Annotated in this window: 19 protein-coding genes; 15 read left to right on the top strand and 4 right to left on the bottom strand. The window is 55.3% G+C overall.

Annotated elements, in window-relative coordinates; genetic code table 11:
• Positions 1–33 precede the first annotated feature (33 nt).
• Together QU660_RS06605 and QU660_RS06600 are read left to right on the top strand one after the other, a co-directional pair.
• Entirely contained in the window at positions 34–414 is a 381-nt protein-coding gene (locus tag QU660_RS06605; RefSeq protein ID WP_304945742.1) for a RidA family protein, read from the top strand.
• A gap of 137 nt (positions 415–551) precedes the next feature.
• Positions 552–1,373 carry a putative hydro-lyase gene (locus QU660_RS06600; protein ID WP_304945741.1) on the top strand — a complete coding sequence of 274 codons (822 nt, stop codon included), beginning with the start codon at positions 552–554 and terminating at the stop codon, positions 1,371–1,373.
• Positions 1,374–1,479: 106 nt separating this feature from the next.
• On the opposite strand, the gene QU660_RS06595 is transcribed toward QU660_RS06600, so the two are convergent.
• From QU660_RS06595 to QU660_RS06585, 3 genes are all read right to left on the bottom strand, one after another.
• Positions 1,480–1,749: a type II toxin-antitoxin system RelE family toxin gene (locus QU660_RS06595; protein ID WP_304945740.1), complete on the bottom strand. Its 270-nt coding sequence runs from the start codon at positions 1,747–1,749 to the stop codon at positions 1,480–1,482.
• The gene (gene relB, locus QU660_RS06590; protein ID WP_304945739.1) at positions 1,746–1,970 is read right to left on the bottom strand and encodes a type II toxin-antitoxin system RelB family antitoxin; all 225 of its coding nucleotides are present in this window, start codon (positions 1,968–1,970) and stop codon (positions 1,746–1,748) included. Before relB ends, QU660_RS06595 begins: the two co-directional genes overlap by 4 nt.
• Before the next feature lie 107 nt (positions 1,971–2,077).
• Positions 2,078–2,503 (bottom strand): Dps family protein, encoded by a 426-nt coding sequence (locus tag QU660_RS06585; RefSeq protein ID WP_304945738.1) that lies wholly within the window; start codon positions 2,501–2,503, stop codon positions 2,078–2,080.
• Between the two features lie 196 nt (positions 2,504–2,699).
• On the opposite strand from QU660_RS06585, the gene QU660_RS06580 reads away from it, so the two are divergent.
• Positions 2,700–3,557: a DMT family transporter gene (locus QU660_RS06580; protein ID WP_304945737.1), complete on the top strand. Its 858-nt coding sequence runs from the start codon at positions 2,700–2,702 to the stop codon at positions 3,555–3,557.
• 1 nt (position 3,558) lies between these two features.
• On the opposite strand, the gene QU660_RS06575 is transcribed toward QU660_RS06580, so the two are convergent.
• Positions 3,559–4,410: an aminotransferase class IV gene (locus tag QU660_RS06575; RefSeq protein WP_304945736.1), complete on the bottom strand. Its 852-nt coding sequence runs from the start codon at positions 4,408–4,410 to the stop codon at positions 3,559–3,561.
• A 164-nt stretch (positions 4,411–4,574) separates the two neighbouring features.
• On the opposite strand from QU660_RS06575, the gene cls reads away from it, so the two are divergent.
• The 12 genes from cls (at position 4,575) to secD (ending at position 16,913) form a co-directional block, all read left to right on the top strand.
• Positions 4,575–6,137 carry a cardiolipin synthase gene (gene cls / locus QU660_RS06570; RefSeq protein ID WP_304945735.1) on the top strand — a complete coding sequence of 521 codons (1,563 nt, stop codon included), beginning with the start codon at positions 4,575–4,577 and terminating at the stop codon, positions 6,135–6,137.
• 10 nt (positions 6,138–6,147) lie between these two features.
• On the top strand, positions 6,148–7,068 hold the full coding sequence (locus tag QU660_RS06565) for a mechanosensitive ion channel family protein (RefSeq protein ID WP_304945734.1): 921 nt from the start codon (positions 6,148–6,150) through the stop codon (positions 7,066–7,068).
• 3 nt (positions 7,069–7,071) lie between these two features.
• The gene (locus QU660_RS06560) at positions 7,072–7,944 is read left to right on the top strand and encodes a DegV family protein (protein ID WP_304945733.1); all 873 of its coding nucleotides are present in this window, start codon (positions 7,072–7,074) and stop codon (positions 7,942–7,944) included.
• A 14-nt stretch (positions 7,945–7,958) separates the two neighbouring features.
• A complete protein-coding gene (locus QU660_RS06555) occupies positions 7,959–9,161 on the top strand; it encodes a class I SAM-dependent rRNA methyltransferase (RefSeq protein ID WP_304945732.1) in 1,203 nt (400 codons plus the stop codon).
• 156 nt (positions 9,162–9,317) lie between these two features.
• Positions 9,318–9,479, top strand: a complete 162-nt coding sequence (rpmG, locus tag QU660_RS06550) for a 50S ribosomal protein L33 (protein WP_009533442.1) — start codon at positions 9,318–9,320, stop codon at positions 9,477–9,479.
• 107 nt (positions 9,480–9,586) lie between these two features.
• Positions 9,587–10,276 (top strand): uracil-DNA glycosylase, encoded by a 690-nt coding sequence (gene ung / locus QU660_RS06545; protein WP_330693184.1) that lies wholly within the window; start codon positions 9,587–9,589, stop codon positions 10,274–10,276.
• A gap of 41 nt (positions 10,277–10,317) precedes the next feature.
• Positions 10,318–11,169, top strand: coding sequence for an undecaprenyl-diphosphate phosphatase (locus tag QU660_RS06540; RefSeq protein ID WP_304945731.1), 852 nt, complete (start codon positions 10,318–10,320; stop codon positions 11,167–11,169).
• A complete protein-coding gene (locus QU660_RS06535; RefSeq protein WP_304945730.1) occupies positions 11,169–11,657 on the top strand; it encodes a signal peptidase II in 489 nt (162 codons plus the stop codon). The genes QU660_RS06540 and QU660_RS06535 overlap by 1 nt, the downstream gene beginning before the upstream one ends.
• Positions 11,654–12,922 (top strand): HlyC/CorC family transporter, encoded by a 1,269-nt coding sequence (locus tag QU660_RS06530; RefSeq protein ID WP_304945729.1) that lies wholly within the window; start codon positions 11,654–11,656, stop codon positions 12,920–12,922. The genes QU660_RS06535 and QU660_RS06530 overlap by 4 nt, the downstream gene beginning before the upstream one ends.
• Positions 12,923–12,973: 51 nt before the next feature.
• The gene (gene scfA / locus QU660_RS06525; protein ID WP_009533447.1) at positions 12,974–13,120 is read left to right on the top strand and encodes a six-cysteine ranthipeptide SCIFF; all 147 of its coding nucleotides are present in this window, start codon (positions 12,974–12,976) and stop codon (positions 13,118–13,120) included.
• 141 nt (positions 13,121–13,261) lie between these two features.
• A complete protein-coding gene (gene scfB / locus QU660_RS06520) occupies positions 13,262–14,695 on the top strand; it encodes a thioether cross-link-forming SCIFF peptide maturase (RefSeq protein ID WP_304945728.1) in 1,434 nt (477 codons plus the stop codon).
• A 22-nt stretch (positions 14,696–14,717) separates the two neighbouring features.
• Entirely contained in the window at positions 14,718–16,913 is a 2,196-nt protein-coding gene (gene secD / locus QU660_RS06515) for a protein translocase subunit SecD (protein ID WP_304945727.1), read from the top strand.
• The last annotated feature ends 13 nt before the right edge of the window (positions 16,914–16,926 follow it).

The raw sequence follows: 16,926 nt of genomic DNA, 5'->3' as shown, positions 1-16,926 counted from the left end.
AGCACAGACATTGTGATTCGGAAAGGAGTTTTTATGAAGAAGGCAATCGTGAGCAAGAACGCACCGGCGGCAATCGGACCATACTCGCAGGCAATCGAGGCAAACGGAACCCTCTTTGTCTCGGGGCAGATTCCGCTGGATCCGGCAACCGGAGAGTTTTCCGCGGACGATATCAAGGGGCAGACCACACAGGTGTTCCGCAATATCGCCGCGATTCTCAAAGAAGCGGGACTCGGCTTTGAGCACGTGGTGCAGGCGACGGTTTACCTCGCTGACATCGCGGATTTCGCGGCGATGAACGAGGTCTATGCAGAGTTCTTTGAGGCACCCTATCCGGCGAGAGCCGCTTTCCAGGTCGCGGCGCTCCCGAAGAACGCAAAGGTTGAGATTGCGGTCACGGCGGTGCGCGCATAAAGCGCAGTCTTTGTCATAAAGGCAAGCTGACGGCGGAGACAATGGCAATATAAGCCTGAGGAACGGAATGTAACAGAGCAAGGTACGGATTTGTTGATGAGGTACGGATTTGTTGATTAAGAAAGGAGCAAACAGACATGGCTTTTGACATCACCCCTTATATCGACATGAAACCCTCTGCGGTTCGGCAGCTCATTCGGGAAGGGAAGATTGACTTCCCGACCGCCGGTATGTGCCGCGGTTATGCCCAGGCGAATCTGGTCATACTCCCCGGGGCGTACGCGGCCGATTTTGAGCGCTATGCCGAGAAGAACCCCTTTGCTTGCCCTGTGCTGGAAGTGATTCAGGGAAGTCCCGACACCCATGCGATGGGAGAGGGCGGAAACATCTGCAGCGATGTACCGCGCTACTGGGTATACGAGAACGGCGCTGTGACCAAGGAACTCACCGATGTCACCGCATACTGGAAGGAAGGCTATGTGGGCTTCCTGATCGGTTGCTCGTTCTCGTTTGAGGAGGCTCTGATGGCGGCGGGTGTTCCGGTTCGCCACATTGAGACGAAGCGAAACGTTCCCATGTTTAAGACCAATATTCAGACCGAGAAGGTGGGCCCCTTTGAGGGTCCCATGGTATGCTCCATGCGTCCCATGACGCCGGAGCAGGCAAAGAAGGCCTATGAGATCACGGTGAAGATGCCGAATGTTCACGGCGCGCCGGTGCAGATCGGCGAGCCGGAGAAAATCGGCGTCACGGATGTGATGAAGCCGGATTACGGTGATGCGGTTGAAATTCGTGAAGGTGAGATTCCCGTATTCTGGCCCTGCGGTGTGACGCCCCAGGCGGCGGTGGAAAATGCAAAGCCCCCGGTGGTAATCACCCACGTGCCGGGACACATGTTCATTACGGATATTGTCAATGCCGAGCTGAACGATTATCTGGAGCAGCGAAAGAAGAAGTAAGAAAAATAAGAGTCACTCGTATCAACGCGGTTGTTGATATGGGTGACTCTTTGTTTGTGCTTCGTTTTTTGTCGAAGCGGAAATGCCTACCGTCCGAAAACACAGATCACATTTCATAGATGCTGCTCCTGTGTCCGACTTCGATGACAAGAATAATCAATTCACGGTCTTCGATTTCGGCAAGGATGCGATAATTTCCGACTCGATATCTCCACTGACCGCTGCGGTTTGAAGTCAGGCCTTTTCCGTGACGCCGCGGGTCATCGGTGTCGACTAAGTTCTTTTCGATCCAGGCTTTGATTAAAATGAGGACAGAGCGGTCTAATTTTTTGAGCGACTGAATCGCCTTTTTGGTATAGCGTACGCTGTAGCTCATAGGCCGAGTTCGGCCCAGGTTTCTTCATGCGAGTAGCTTTCCACCTTGCCGCGGGCTTTTGCGGCCTCGTGCGCGGAGAATACCTGTAAATCGTACTCATCCTCCAATTTGGATAACATGGTACGACGAATGAGCTCGGATAAACTGATTTGATTTAACTTGGCAAAGTCTTGAAAGAGTTTTAACTCTTCTTCGCTGACGCGCAAACTGATTGTTGACATAAGAATGACCTCCTGTAATACGATTGTATTAACGGTGTTCGACTTTGTCAAGCAAGCGCAAAAAGAGAGTCGACAGCTTGCTGCCGACTCTCTTTTTCGGAAGGATTTTACTTCAACATGTTGTTGAGGAACCAGATGTGCTTGTCGTAGCCCGTCACGTGATCCTCCATGAGGTTCGTTAAGACAAAGCAATCTTCCTGCTCTGCTTCCTTGCGGATGGTCAGCGCAAGGTCGCGCATGTGCTCGACATACTCCTTCGCGAACTTGATTGCCTCAACGGGGGTATACTCCTTGTAACCGAGTTCCTGAATGTCCGTGTTCTCAAGATACTCCTTTGCGGAAGCGAGCACCGGAAGGCCGAGCTGCTTCTGAAGTTCCGCGACTTCGTCCAGCTTTTCGAAGCTGTCGTCGTAGAGTGCCTCAAGGTACTCGTGAACTGCCTTAAAGGTAAGGCCGGTCACGTTCCAGTGCAAGTTGTGCAGCTTAATGTTTCCTATCATCAGATTGGAGAGATAGCGATCCAAATTCTTCATATCCATGTACCTCCTTATAAAACAAGATAGTCAATGCTAATTAGTTATATATAACAAAAGGGTGGAAAATGCAAGCGAAACAAGGAGATACTGTCTGAATTTTCCGTGAATCTTGCGCGGCGGGCAAAACGCCTTGCGAAAAGCACCGTTTCAGCGCAAAATAGCATGGAAGTAAAAGAAAGCTGAGGTCTTAGGTTTGAAGGGAAATACCGTAAAGGGAATTTGTTTCATTGTGCTCGCGGCGGCGGGTTTTTCGCTGATGTCGGTTTTTGTGCGTCTGGCGGGGCCGTTACCGGTCATGCAAAAGGTGTTTTTCCGGAATCTGGTCGCGGCGCTGGTCGCGATTCTTTTGTTACGGCGCGCCAAAGAGCCGTTCCGCATCGGAAAGGGCAATCGCATGGCTGTGTTCCTGCGCTCGTTTATCGGGATGCTCGGCGTGATCGCGAACTTCTGGGCCATCGATCATCTGCCGATTGCCGATTCGACCATGTTAAATAAGATGTCGCCCTTTTTTGCGATTCTGATGTCCCTCTTTATTTTGCGCGAGCAGCCGGTCAAACGGGACTGGTTCTGCCTGGCGGTCGCACTCACGGGGGCAATTCTGGTCATCAAGCCGGGGCTCGGCCTCGCCTCGGTCTCGGCACTGGTGGGCCTCTTCGGCGGTTTTTGTGCGGGCACGGCCTATACCTTCGTTCGGAAGGCGGGACAGGGCGGTGTCAAGGGGCCTGTGATTATCCTCTCGTTTTCGATTTTTTCCTGTGTCACGGTGTTGCCTTTCATGCTTGCGCAGTATGAGAGCATGGGGGCGCGGCAACTCGCGTTTCTGCTGCTCTCCGGTTGCGCGGCGGCGCTCGGACAGCTCGGCATCACGATGGCCTATACCTATGCGCCGGCAAAGGAAATTTCGGTTTACGACTATATTCAGGTGGTCTTTGCGGCGCTCTTCGGGTTTCTGCTCTTTCAAGAACTCCCGGATCTCCTCAGTGTGCTCGGTTATATACTGATCATCGGCACCGCGATTTACCGTTTTCTGGCAAGTAAAAAGACCGCCTGAATCAGGCGGTCTCCGTGAGAAATTCATCGATTAAGTAGCTGCGGAGGCGCTCAAAGAGTTCGGGAGCCTTGCCGCCGACGGGCTTGCCGTCTATTTTCTCGGCGCGGATGCAGAGGTTTGAGGAGCTTGTGACAATGACCTCGTCCGCATCAAAGAGTTCGGTCAGCGTAAAGGCGGTCTCGTCCGTCGGTACGGAGAGCGCCGCGCAGGCGCGGAGCAGGTGGGCGCGGGCAATGCCGCCTAGAATCAGGTTATCCGCCGGATGGGTCTTTAAGACGCCGTCCTTTAAGATGTGGACATTGGAGTGCGCGCACTCGGTCACGAGTTCGCCCGGGCGATAAAGGACGGCCTCATCGGCACCTGCGTCCTTTGCCTTCTGGGAAGCTATGACCGAGGGAATCAGATTCAGGGTCTTGATATTACAGTGCAAAAAGCGCGTGTCCTCGAGGGTAATCAGAGAGATAGGCTCCTTGCCGTCCGAAATGCGGTTCGGGCTCAGCGAAACCCAGAGCTTTCCGGGGACCCCGTGCTCGTAACAGTGGGAGCGCTTCTGTACGGCGGGATTGCCGCGCGTCACCTGGTAGTAGACAAAGAGTTCGTCGTCATCCATCTCGCCGAGCAGGCGCTGTAAGAGTGCCTTCAGCTCTTCCTTCGTAAGCGGCATCGTGATATCGAGCAGTGCCGCGCTGCGGAAGAAGCGGTCCACATGTTCATCCAGCGCAAAAATGACCCCGTGTCTCGCGGGACCTGCGTCGTAGACGCCGTCGCCGAACCAGGAGGCGCGATCGCACATGGGGATTTGCATCTCTGTGAGGGGACCGAATTTGCCGTCGTAGTAGCCGAGTTCTTTCATATGTTTCTCCTCCTAAACCATGCAAAATACCGACCGATTCAGATGTCTCTATTTTAGCACAGAGCCGCGCAAAGTAGGAGTAAAGTCGATAAAAAGGCGACAAGAAATGCGCCGCGTGTTACACTGAGGGGAACATCGCTTGGGCAGAAAGGAGGCCGGACAGAATGAGACGGGCAATGCGAGTCGAGCGAAAAACAGAGGTGCGGAACGGGATCAAGCGGGGCGTGTTTGCGCTGTTTGCAATCGTTGTCGAGCTCATTTGGGTGTACATCGGCCTCCGAAATTTGACGGGAGAGTATTCCTGGATTCCCTTTTTGATTCAGGGACTCGCCTTTGTTCTGGTGCTCGGTATCTACGGACGCCATATTAACGCTGCCATGAAAATGCCGTGGATTCTTCTGATTGCGGGAGCACCTTTTCTCGGCGTGCCGCTCTATTTGCTCATGGGTTTTAACGGTTCGACCCAGCGCATGCGTCGGCGCTACGAAATCATAGACGAGCATCTGTTCCCGGCCATGCCGCAACAGGGCGGTATTCTGGAAGAGCTGGAGAGCGTGGACTACGGTATCGCAAACCAGTTCCGCTATCTCTCCGACCGACTCGGCTACCCGGTCTACCGCGACACCGATATCTGCTTCTATCCGACCGCGGAAGAGGCTTTTGAGGCGCAACTCGAGGCGCTCCAAAAGGCAGAGCGCTTTATCTTCATGGAGTATCATGCCATCGAGGAAAAGACGGCATTCGAGCGCCTTTTTGAAGTGCTTTCCGAGCGCGCCGCGGCGGGGGTTGAGGTGCGGCTCTTTTACGACGACATCGGCAGTATTTGGTTTATCGACCACGACTTTATACGCCGTATGGAAGAAGCCGGCATAGAGGCGCGCGTGTTTAATCCGATGACGCCGATTTTCAATGCCTTTCTAAACCACAGGGACCACAGGAAAATCACGGTGATCGACGGAAAGGTAGGCTTTACCGGCGGCTACAATCTGGCGGAGGAGTACTTTAACATCACCCACCCCTACGGACACTGGTTCGATACCGGCATACGTCTCACGGGAGAGGCGGTGCGCAGCCTGACCGGCATCTTCCTCGAGAACTGGAATGCGATTCGGGGGGAGAAAAAGGATGCCGAAAAGTTGGAGGAGTATTTAAGGCTGCCTTCCTACTGCGCGGCGGAGCCCGGCTACTGCCAGCCCTACGCGGATTCACCGCTCGACGGCGAACAGGTCGGCGAGAATGTATACATGAACCTCGTAAACCACGCGAAGCGCTATGTCTACTTTATGACGCCCTATCTCATCATCACGGACGAGATGAGCCAGGCCTTTTGCCTTGCCGCAAAGCGCGGGGTGGATGTGCGCATCATAACGCCCGGCATTCCGGATAAGAAGATGGTCTATCAGGCGACGCGCTCCTATTACAATGTGTTGACGCGTGCGGGCGTTCGGATTTACGAATACACACCGGGTTTCATGCACGCGAAGCAGTGTGTCGCGGACGATGAACTTGCGGCCTGCGGCACCATTAACCTTGATTTTCGCTCGCTCTATCATCATTTTGAGAACGGCGTGCTCTTTTACCGCTACCGCGCGATTGCGAAGATGAAAGAATGCTTTCTTGACACCTTTCCGCAGTGCCGCGAGGTCACGGAGCAGTACCTTTACGGAAGAACCTTATTTCAGCGCGCAGAGCACTGTTTGCTTCGCTTAATTTCCCCGATGTTATGAGGAGGTTGCTATGACAGATCAAGTCGAACAAGTATCAAGTGCGGTTTCGGAGGCGGTCACGGAGAAGGTGAGCGAGCATGTGAGTTTTTTACAGTGGTTCTGGCACAATGTGCTCTGGAAACCAGGGACGGGCGCCATGCTCTGGGGCGGCTTACTCCGCGTGGTGTTTGCCGCGCTGCTCTGGTGGGTCGGAACGCGTCTCATACGCAAGATTCTGGGACTTTCACTCAAAGCGAAGATGCAACTGCCCGTGGACAGAACCATGCGGCGTTTTCTCCTGAATGCGACCAGGACAGCGCTCTACGCGCTTTTGGTGCTCGCCGTGATTGTGGTGCTCGGCATTCCGATGGCTTCGGTCACTGCGGTTGTCGCATCGACCGGCGTGACCTTAGGGCTCGCAATGCAGGGGGCGCTCTCAAATTTGGCGGGCGGCATCATGCTGACACTCACGCATCCCTTTGCAATCGGTGATTACATCGAAGCCGCACAGGTCGGCGGCACGGTCGATGAAATCGGGCTGTTCTACACGGTGCTGGTGGGCATTGACAATAAGAAAATCACCGTTCCGAACGGCAGCTTGATGAATGCGAATATCACGAACTACAGCTCGATGGCAAAGCGCCGTCTGGATCTCACGTTTTTGGTGGGACGGGGGGAAGATCCGGAGCGCGTCAAAGAGATTCTGAGGACGGCGATTGCGGCGGAGAGCGCGGTCTTACAGCCGCCGGAAGCGGTTGCGGCTCCCTTTGTGGCCCTCACGGAATTGCAGGAAAAGGGCCTGCTCTTTACGATCCGTGTATGGTGCAAAAACCCGGATTATTGGAACTTGAATTTTGCGCTCACGGAGCGCATCGCAAAGGCATTTCAACAAGAACATATTTCCCCGCCCGCGCAGCCTTACCGTGCTGTGGCAGAGAAGGAGGAGAGGTAAACCATGAAGACAGCGATTGTGACGGATTCGAACAGCGGTATTTCTCAGGCAGAGGCAGAGCAGCTCGGCATTTCGGTGCTGCCCATGCCCTTCATTGCGGGCGAGGAGGTGTATCACGAGGGCAAGAACCTCACGACGGACCGCTTCTACGAGCTCTTGGAGAGCGATATGGTGCTTCGAACTTCGCAGCCCTCTCCCGGCGAAATGGCAGCGCTTTGGGACAGTCTGCTCGAAAACTACGAGGAAGTCCTGTTCATTCCGATGTCCTCGGGTTTAAGCGGCACCTATACCTCGGCGCGTCTCCTCGCGGAGGATTACGACGGCAGAGTCGAGGTCGCGGATGCGCACCGCATCTCGATTACGATGCGCCATATTGTGCTGGATGCCCTCGCAATGCGCGAGGCGGGACTCTCGGCGCGGGAGATGCGCGAGGAAATTGAAAAACTCGCCTTTCTCTCCATTGTTTACGTGGGCGTGGAAGATCTGAAATATCTGAAGCGCGGAGGCCGGATTTCCGGGGCCGCAGCGACGGTCGGCAGCATTCTGAACATCAAGCCCCTCCTTGTCATCAAGGGGGAGAAGGTGGAGCCCTTTGCGACGGTGCGCGGCAGCAAGCACTGCAAGAAGCGCGAGATCGAAGAAATCGTAAAGGCGGCTGCGGAATTCTCGGAGAAGGGCAAGAAGCTATGGATCGGCCAGGCGGGCAGCTTCCCGGCGGAGGCCGATATCGAGGAGTGGAAGAAGATGGGACAGGAGGCCTTTCCGACGGAGACGGTCTTCTACGATCTGCTTTCCTACAGTGTCTCCTGCCACACGGGTCCGAATGCCTTCGGCATGGGTGTCTCGGTGCGCTGGGAGCCCGGTATGCAAAACTGAGGAGGGAGAAAAGGATGTATCCCTGTAAAGTGAGTTTAAAGCCGGGCGGCGGCCGCGCGTTTAAGAGCGGCGGTGCCTGGATTTACGACAACGAAGTGGCGCGGGTCGAGGGAGCGTTTACGAACGGAGACCTTGTGACCGTGCTGGATCACGATGGCTATCCCCTCGGCAACGGCTTCATGAACCTGAATTCCAAGCTGCGCGTTCGCATGATGACCAGGAACGCAGCGCAGGAGATTGACGATGCCTTTCTTCGCGCGCGCATCGAGACGGCGGTGCGCCTTCGGAAGCAGGTTGTAGACACCGGCGCCTGCCGTCTGATTTTCGGCGAGGCGGATTTTCTGCCCGGCCTCACCGTGGATAAATTTAACGATGTCCTGGTACTCGAGAGCCTTGCGCTCGGCATGGACCGAATGAAGGAGCGAGTCCTAAAGATACTTCTCGAAGTTCTTTCGCAGGAGGGGCTTCCGATACGCGGCGTCTACGAGCGGAGCGATGCGAAGGAGAGACTCAAGGAGGGCATGGAGCGGGTAAAAGGTTTTCTCTCCGAGCCCTTTGACACCAAGGTTCAGATTTGCGAGAACGGCGTCCACTATTGGGTGGATGTGGCCGAGGGGCAGAAGACCGGCTTTTTCCTCGATCAGAAGTTAAACCGCCGCGCGGTGCAGGGTTTTTCGCAGGGCGCAAGGGTGCTGGACTGCTTCACGCACACGGGCTCCTTTGCCCTGAATGCGGGCCTTGCGGGCGCGCGGGAAGTGTTGGGGGTCGATGCCTCGGCGCTCGGTGTTTCGCAGGCCACCGAGAATGCCGCCTTAAACGGACTCTCGGAGCGGGTGCGCTTTGAGACCGCGGATGTCTTTGATCTATTGCCGAAGCTGGAGGCAGAGGGCGAGCGCTTTGATCTGGTCATACTGGATCCGCCTGCCTTTACCAAATCGCGGGAGACCGTAAAGCGCGCGGTCAAGGGCTACCGAGACATTAATCTCCGCGGCATGAAGCTGGTTCGGGACGGCGGCTTCCTGGCGACCTGTTCCTGCTCGCACTTTATGGATCAGGCGCTCTTTGCAAAGACCGTTCAGGAGGCGGCTCGCGGCGCGAGAAAGCGCCTTCGCCAAGTGTATTTTTCCACCCAGGCGCCGGATCACCCGATCCTCTGGGCGGCGGGAGAAACCTACTACCTCAAGTTCTTCATCTTCCAAGTGCTCGAAGAAAAATAAAAAAGATGCATTGACAGCAAACCATGGCTTTGCTACTATGAATATGCAAACAGGATGCAAATACGAAAGCCTCAAAGTCGCAAGAGTTTTCGCCTAACTGTAGCCTGATGACCGCTTCGGCCCTTGCCGGAGCGGTTTCTTGAGAGGAGAAAAGCCATGGCAAATTCAGGGAGAACGCGCGTCACGCTCGCCTGCACGGAGTGCGGCGATCGGAATTATACCACCACGAAGAACAAGAAACTCCACCCGGAGCGCATGGAGGCAATGAAGTATTGCCCGAGACTCCGGCGTTATACCCTGCACCGAGAAGTGCGCTGAGTGCGGGTACAGAGCCTCTGTGCGGCAAAAAAGCTGCGCAGAGGCTCTTATTTTATGTTATTATTAAGAATAATTTTGAGTCAAACCCATGATAAACCGAAGAGAGGATGGCAAAACAGGTGGCCGCAATTCAGAACGACTGGCTTCCGGCTCTGCAGGCTGAATTCAAAAAGCCCTATTACGCGGAGCTCTATCATTTTGTGGAACAGGAGTACCGGACAGAGCGGGTTTTCCCGCCTGCGGACCGTATTTTCGAGGCGTTGGAACTGACACCGCTCGAAAAAGTCCGCGTGGTGATCCTGGGGCAGGACCCTTATCACGAACCGAACCAGGCGCACGGACTCGCATTTTCGGTATTACCCGAGCAGCGTGTCATACCGCCTTCGCTGAAGAACATCTACCGCGAGTTACACGAAGAGCTCGGCTGCTATATTCCGAATAACGGCTATTTAAAGAAGTGGGCGGAGCAGGGCGTGCTTCTCTTAAATACGGTGCTCACCGTGCGCGCGCACGCGGCCTTTTCTCATCGCGGAAAGGGGTGGGAACAGTTTACGGATGCCATTCTCAGGGCGGCAAACAGTTCGAATCAGCGCCTGGTCTTTCTGCTCTGGGGACGACCCGCGCAGGAAAAGCTGCCGATGATAGACCGGGAGAAACATTTGGTTCTGACCTCGCCGCATCCCTCGCCGCTCTCGGCGAGCCGGGGCTTCTTCGGCTGCGGGCACTTTCAAAGAGCCAATGACTTTCTGCGCTCGGTCGGGGAAGAGCCGATCGACTGGCAGATTGAAAACATCTGAAGGCAAATACAAACGAAAGAGAAAGAAGACGGAGATTTTGTATGCGCATCATTGAAATCTTAAAAGTGATTGTGCTCGGTATGGTGGAGGGCTTTACCGAGTGGTTGCCGATCAGTTCGACCGGTCATCTGATACTCATCAACCAATTGATTCATCTGGATGTCTCACCGGAATTCATGGAAATGTTCCGCGTGGTGATTCAGCTCGGCGCAATTCTCGCCGTGGTCATGCTCTATTTTGACCGTCTGAATCCCTTGAGTCGCTCGAAACGCGGCGACCAAAGAAGGGTGGCGCTGACCCTCTGGAGTAAGATTATCGTGGCCTGCATACCGGCGGCCATCCTAGGCAAGCTGCTCGACGACTGGATGGACGCGCACCTCTATAACGGCCTCGTGGTCTCGATTATGCTGGTTGTTTACGGCGTCCTTTTCATTCTGATCGAGAACCGGAATCAGACGAGCAAGCCGCAGATTACCAAGATGTGGCAGCTCAATTACCAGACCGCACTCTACATCGGCATGTTTCAGGTACTCGCGTTGATCCCGGGCACCTCGCGCTCGGGTGTCACGATACTCGGCGCCGTGATACTCGGATGTTCCCGCGCGGTGGCGGCAGAGTTCTCCTTCTTTGTCGGAATCCCGGTCATGTTAGGCGCAAGCCTTCTTAAGCTTGCAAAGTTCGGTTTTCGCTTCAGCAATGCCGAAATTTTATACCTCGTGCTCGGCATGGCGGTGGCCTTTCTGGTCTCGGTGTACTCGATACGCTTCCTGATGAGCTGGGTTAAGAAAAACGACTTTAAGGTTTTCGGTTATTACCGCATTGTGCTCGGCGTCATTGTGCTGATCTGGTACGTGATTTCGACTTTGATGGGTAAGCCCATGGGAGCGGCCTGATGTGGTACTATCGCCTGATTGCGTTTCTCACCGCGCTGGACTTAATCGGGAAGAGCGCGGTCGAAGCACTGCCTGAGAAGGCGTTTCCCAGAGAACTGCCGCCCGGGAAGCCTTTGCTTCTCCTAAAGCGTTTTCATAACGAAGGTCTGCCGCTCGGCTTTTTTTCGAAGCGGCGGGAAATCGTGCTGGGAGGCCCGCTGCTCATAGAGAGTCTGGTGCTGTTTCGTTTTTCCGCGCTGCTCCCGAAACGCGGCCGTAAGTATGAAAAGACAGCGCTCGCCCTGGTACTTGCGGGCGGCGCGAGCAATCTTTTTGACCGTTTTTTTCGCGGCTTTGTGGTAGATTACCTTTCCCTTCGCAATCGGAAAGCGGAGCATTTGGTGTTTAACCTCGGCGACTGTTTCATTGCGCTCGGCATGGGACTTACGGCGGCGCTTGAACTGGCAAGGGGGCTGAAACGTCTGATTTCCAAAAGGAGACAAGCTTGAGTCGTCAGGATCTGATACAACTATGTCTGCTTGTTGTTTTGCTCGGGACCTCCGCCTTGTTTTCTTCGGCGGAGACGGCCCTCACAACCGTGAACCGCATACGCGTTCGCACCCTTGCGAGCCAAGGCGATAAGAGGGCTGTCACTCTGCTTTCGATTTTGCAGAAGCCTGAGAAAATGCTCTCGGTCATATTAATCGGCAACAACGTGGTGAATCTCTATGCCTCTTCGCTCGCGACGACCGTGACGCTCTCGCTCTTCGGCAGCAAGATGGTCGGTGTGGCGACCGGTGTTTTGACGCTTGCGGTTCTGGTATTCGGCGAGGTTGCGCCGAAAACCATGGCAAGTCGAAACGCGGAGCGCATTGCCCTCCGCGCGGCGGGGCCGGTGCGCAATCTGATGTGGCTCTTTACGCCCCTTGTCTTTGTGGTCAACAATCTGGCCCGTCTTGTGATGAAGCTCTTCGGCGCGGATCGCCCGAATGAGAGGGAGCTTATGACCGCGGAGGAGTTAAGGACCATAGTCCAAGTGGGGCATGAGGACGGCGTTCTCGAGAACGACGAGCGAAAAATCATCGACAATGTCTTTGATTTCGGCGACCGGAGCGCGCGCGATATCATGATACCGCGCATCGATATGACCTGCATCGACATTGAGGCGAGCAAGGAAGAGCTCATGGAAGTGGTGCGCGAAGAGCAATACACGCGCATTCCGGTTTACAAGGACACGGCGGACACCATCGTCGGCATTTTGAATGTCAAAGACCTTCTGTTCCGCGCGCCGGAGAAAAATTTCCGCATTGCGGAGTTGATGCGGAAACCGCTCTTTACCTATGAGCAGAAGAAGACTTCGGAGCTCATGGTCGAAATGCGGAAAAATTATACGAATCTCGCGATTGTGCTCGATGAGTACGGTGTGACGGCGGGCATGGTGACCATGGAGGATATCCTGGAGGAAATCGTGGGCGAGATCCGCGACGAGTACGATCGCGATGAGGAGAAGAGCATACGGCGCGTTGCCCCGAACACCTATCTCGTTGAGGGCAATGTCAAGATTGACGATTTGAATGAGGCGCTGCAGTTAAAGCTCTCCTCGGAGGACTATGAGTCGATCGGCGGTTATGTGCTGGAGCAGCTCGAACATTTCCCGAAGGAGGGAGAGAGCGTGGTGCGGGACGGCATGCGTTTTACGGTGACACGCATGGAACAGACCAGAATTGCCGAGGTCAAGCTGACCCTCGCGGCGGAGAAAGCCGTTGTCAAGTAATATACGGTATGTTATAATTTTTCAGAGTATCACGGAGAGGAGGACAATGAGATGAAGCATGTTATGACGCTGAATGAGAAGCCTCTGAAGGCAAGCATGGCGCATGGTGGTTGTGGCGAGTGCCAGACTTCCTGCCAGTCCGCGTGCAAGACTTCCTGCACCGTTGGAAATCAGAGCTGCGAGAACGAGAACAGATAAGGTCCCGGAGACGACGGGAGACCCCTACAGTCTGAGAGGATTGTAGGGGTTCTTATCTTGCAAGGTATTTTTGCGGCCCGTTTCGGACGGCGTTCGCATGTGTTTTATAGAGAAGTTTGTATATAGAAAGCAGGTAAAGGCTTGATTCACCAATTTATCAACAACGGCATTGCCATTGTGATGGACGTCAACTCGGGCTCCGTGCATGTCGCGGATCCGGCGTTCTACCGGGCGGTGCAGGCTGCGGAGCCGGTGGTCGGAGAACTCGAGAAGGCGACGCCGCTCTCCGAGGAGGCCAAGGAGGCGGTCCGCGCGGAACTGAAGGCGGATTATCCGGCGGAGGAAATCGAGGAAGTCATTGAGACCATGCAGGCTCTCATTGACGCCGAGGAGCTCTTCACCACGGACGGCTATCAGAGCTTTGTGCGCGACTTTAAGGCGCGCAAGACGGTTGTCAAGGCGCTCTGTCTTCACATTGCCCACGACTGCAACCTTGCATGTCGCTACTGCTTCGCGGAAGAGGGCGAGTACCACGGCAGAAGAGCGCTGATGAGTTTTGAAGTCGGCAAGAAGGCACTGGATTTCCTGGTTGCGAACTCGGGTTCCCGCAGAAATCTCGAGGTCGATTTCTTCGGCGGCGAGCCGACCATGAACTGGAAGGTTGTAAAGCAGCTCGTCGAGTACGGGCGCTCGCTCGAGAAGGAGCACGACAAGCAGTTCCGCTTCACGCTCACCACGAACGGCGTGCTCTTGAACGATGAGATTACGGCGTTCTGCAACAAAGAGATGTCGAATGTGGTCCTCTCGCTGGACGGCCGCAAGGAAGTGAACGACCGCATGCGTCCCACGCGCGGCGGGCAGGGCAGCTACGACATCATTGTCCCGAAGTTCCAGCGCTTTGCGGCGGAGCGGGAAAAGCTGCATAAGGACTACTACATCCGCGGCACCTTCACGCACAACAACCTGGAGTTTTCGGAGGACGTGTTGCACTTTGCGGATCTCGGCTTTGAGAAGATGAGTATGGAGCCGGTGGTCGCGGACCCCGAGGAGCCCTATGCGATACGCGAGGAAGATCTGCCGATTATCCTCGAGCAGTACGACAAGCTCGCAGCGGAGTATGTGAAGCGTCGCCGGGAGGGAAGAGGCTTTGTCTTTTTCCACTTCCAGATTGATTTGAAGCAGGGACCCTGTGTCGCAAAGCGTCTCTCGGGCTGCGGTTCGGGCACCGAGTATCTCGCGGTGACGCCCTGGGGCGATTTCTATCCCTGCCATCAGTTTGTCGGCAAGGAGGAATTCCTGCTCGGCAATGTTGACAGCGGTATTCAGCGCAGCGACATCTGCGATGAGTTCAAATTATGTAATGTCTATGCCAAGCCGCAGTGTAAGGACTGCGAGGTTCGTTTCTACTGCAGCGGCGGCTGTGCGGCAAATTCTCACAACTTCCATCACAACCTGACGGATGCCTATGAGATTGGCTGCGCGATGCAAAAAAAGCGGATTGAGTGTGCCATCATGATCAAAGCGGCCGAGATGTTGGATGCGGCGGCAGCGGCAGAGGAGCAGGCGGCAATCTGACCATCAAGGGGAGGTAGCAAGTATGAAGAGCGAAAAGGGAAAGGGCGCGCTGCGCCTGCTGGTGCTTCTTGCGCTTCTGGCGGGCTTCTTATATCTCGCGTACGACAGTATGCGCGGCAATAAGATTAAGCTCGGTCTGGATCTCGCGGGCGGTGTCAGCATCACCTACCAGGCGAAGGAGGAGAATCCGAGCGCGCAGGACATGAAGGATACCATCTTCAAGCTCCAGCAGCGCGTGGAGAATTACTCCACCGAGGCGCAGGTCTATCAGGAGGGCCGGAATCGCATTAACATCGACATTCCGGGCGTCTCGGATGCAAACCAGATTCTCGAAGATCTCGGTCGTCCGGGTTCGCTGACCTTTGTGGATCCGACCGGTGCGGTCATTCTGACCGGCGATCAGGTGAAGAGCGCAAAGCCGGCACAGATGCAGGACAAGACCACGGGACAGAACCAGTATCTCGTGGAGCTCACCTTCACCGAGGAAGGGGCGAAGGCCTTTGCCGATGCGACGAGCCGGTTGGTCGGCCAGCACATTGCGATTATCTACGACGGCAGAACGTATTCGAACCCGGTGGTCCGCGATGCAATTACGGGCGGAACCTGCCAGATCGACGGCATGCAGAACTACGAGGAGGCAGATCAGCTTGCGTCCACAATCCGCATCGGTTCGCTGCGGCTTGAGCTCGAGGAGCTCCGTTCGAACGTGGTCGGCGCTCAGCTCGGTCAGCAGGCAATTCACACCAGCTTAAAGGCGGGTGCGGTCGGCTTCCTTGCGATTGTCGCAATCATGGTCGGCATCTTCTGGCTGCCGGGTCTTGCGGCGGCGCTCGCACTGGCACTCTACATCAGCCTCACGGTCTGCTTAATCAGCGCATTCGATATCACGATGACCCTTCCGGGTATCGCGGGTATCATTCTCTCGGTCGGTATGGCGGTCGATGCGAACGTCATTATTTTCACCCGTATCCGCGAGGAAATCGGGCTCGGAAGGAGTGTGCGTGAGGCCGTTAAGTCCGGTTTCCACAAGGCACTCTCCGCGATTATCGACGGTAACATCACGACGCTGATTGCGGCAGCCGTTCTCTATATCATGGGCACGGGCACCATTAAGGGCTTTGCGACGACGCTTGGCCTCGGTGTTGTGGTCTCCATGTTCACGGCGCTCCTGATTACGAGAAGCTGGGTCACTTCCTTCATCGAGCTCGGTCTCGACAAGAAGGGACTCTTCGGAAAAATTCGAGAGAGAAAGACCTTTGATTTTATCGGCAAGCGCAAGCTTTTCTTCGGCTTTGCCCTCGCGATCATTGCGACCGGATTCATCGGCATGGGCGTCTATCAGGCGAAGAGCGGCAGCGCGCTGAACTTTGGCCTCGACTTTAAGGGCGGCACCTCGACCAACGTGACCTTCAACGAGGATATGTCGCTTGAGCGCATCGATACGGAAGTGAAGCCGGTGGTTGCCGGTATTACCGGTGACAACGACATCCAGGCGGCAAAGGTCCAGGGCACCGATGAGGTCATCATCAAGACACGTGCGCTCAGCGTGGACGAGCGCCAGGCATTGGATCAGGCACTGGCGGAGAAGTTCGGCATCGATCAGGAGAAGATCACGGCGGAGAGCATTTCCGGCACGATCTCCGGCGAGATGCGCCGCGATGCGGTGCTCGCGGTTGCGATTGCCCTGCTCTTAATGCTGGTCTACATTCGCTTCCGCTTCTCGAATTTCCGTTTTGCGGCTTCGGCCATCATGTGCCTCTGCCACGACGTGTTGGTGCTCTTTGCCTTCTACGTGGTGTTCCGCTGGAGCATCGGTTCCTCGTTCGTGGCCTGCATGCTGACGCTGGTCGGTTACTCGATCAACGACACGATTGTTATCTTTGACCGCATTCGTGAGAATCAGAAGCTCTTCCCGCGCATGGACAGAAGAGAGATTGCGAACAAGAGTATCACGGAGACCTTCTCGCGCTCCATTCTGACTTCGCTCACGACCTTTGTGACCATCTTTATTCTCTTCCTGCTCGGTGTGTCCTCGATTCGCGACTTCACCCTGCCGCTCATGGTGGGAACCATCTTCGGTACCTATTCTTCGATTGCAATCGCAAGCCCGCTCTGGGATCTCATGGAGGGCAAGCACGAGAAGAAGAAGGCTGAGGAAGAAGCGGCGCAAAAGGCTGCGGAGAAGGCGGAAAAGACTGCAAAGAAAAAGAAAAAGTAATTCGTTCCGAGGG

Source organism: Stomatobaculum sp. F0698, assembly GCF_030644385.1.
Taxonomy (GTDB): domain Bacteria; phylum Bacillota; class Clostridia; order Lachnospirales; family Lachnospiraceae; genus Moryella.
The sequence above is the reverse complement of the archived record's forward strand: the minus strand, read 5'-3'. Positions and strand labels throughout refer to the sequence as shown.

Coding starts and splice junctions, on each gene's coding strand:
- QU660_RS06585 (WP_304945738.1), bottom strand. CDS start 2,503: ATGAAGAATTTGGATCGCTATCTCTCCAATCTGATGATAGGAAACATT.
- QU660_RS06535 (WP_304945730.1), top strand. CDS start 11,169: ATGTGGTACTATCGCCTGATTGCGTTTCTCACCGCGCTGGACTTAATC.
- QU660_RS06605 (WP_304945742.1), top strand. CDS start 34: ATGAAGAAGGCAATCGTGAGCAAGAACGCACCGGCGGCAATCGGACCA.
- cls (WP_304945735.1), top strand. CDS start 4,575: ATGAGACGGGCAATGCGAGTCGAGCGAAAAACAGAGGTGCGGAACGGG.
- QU660_RS06595 (WP_304945740.1), bottom strand. CDS start 1,749: ATGAGCTACAGCGTACGCTATACCAAAAAGGCGATTCAGTCGCTCAAA.
- QU660_RS06560 (WP_304945733.1), top strand. CDS start 7,072: ATGAAGACAGCGATTGTGACGGATTCGAACAGCGGTATTTCTCAGGCA.
- QU660_RS06575 (WP_304945736.1), bottom strand. CDS start 4,410: ATGAAAGAACTCGGCTACTACGACGGCAAATTCGGTCCCCTCACAGAG.
- rpmG (WP_009533442.1), top strand. CDS start 9,318: ATGGCAAATTCAGGGAGAACGCGCGTCACGCTCGCCTGCACGGAGTGC.
- ung (WP_330693184.1), top strand. CDS start 9,587: ATGGCAAAACAGGTGGCCGCAATTCAGAACGACTGGCTTCCGGCTCTG.
- QU660_RS06555 (WP_304945732.1), top strand. CDS start 7,959: ATGTATCCCTGTAAAGTGAGTTTAAAGCCGGGCGGCGGCCGCGCGTTT.
- relB (WP_304945739.1), bottom strand. CDS start 1,970: ATGTCAACAATCAGTTTGCGCGTCAGCGAAGAAGAGTTAAAACTCTTT.
- scfA (WP_009533447.1), top strand. CDS start 12,974: ATGAAGCATGTTATGACGCTGAATGAGAAGCCTCTGAAGGCAAGCATG.
- secD (WP_304945727.1), top strand. CDS start 14,718: ATGAAGAGCGAAAAGGGAAAGGGCGCGCTGCGCCTGCTGGTGCTTCTT.
- QU660_RS06540 (WP_304945731.1), top strand. CDS start 10,318: ATGCGCATCATTGAAATCTTAAAAGTGATTGTGCTCGGTATGGTGGAG.
- QU660_RS06600 (WP_304945741.1), top strand. CDS start 552: ATGGCTTTTGACATCACCCCTTATATCGACATGAAACCCTCTGCGGTT.
- QU660_RS06565 (WP_304945734.1), top strand. CDS start 6,148: ATGACAGATCAAGTCGAACAAGTATCAAGTGCGGTTTCGGAGGCGGTC.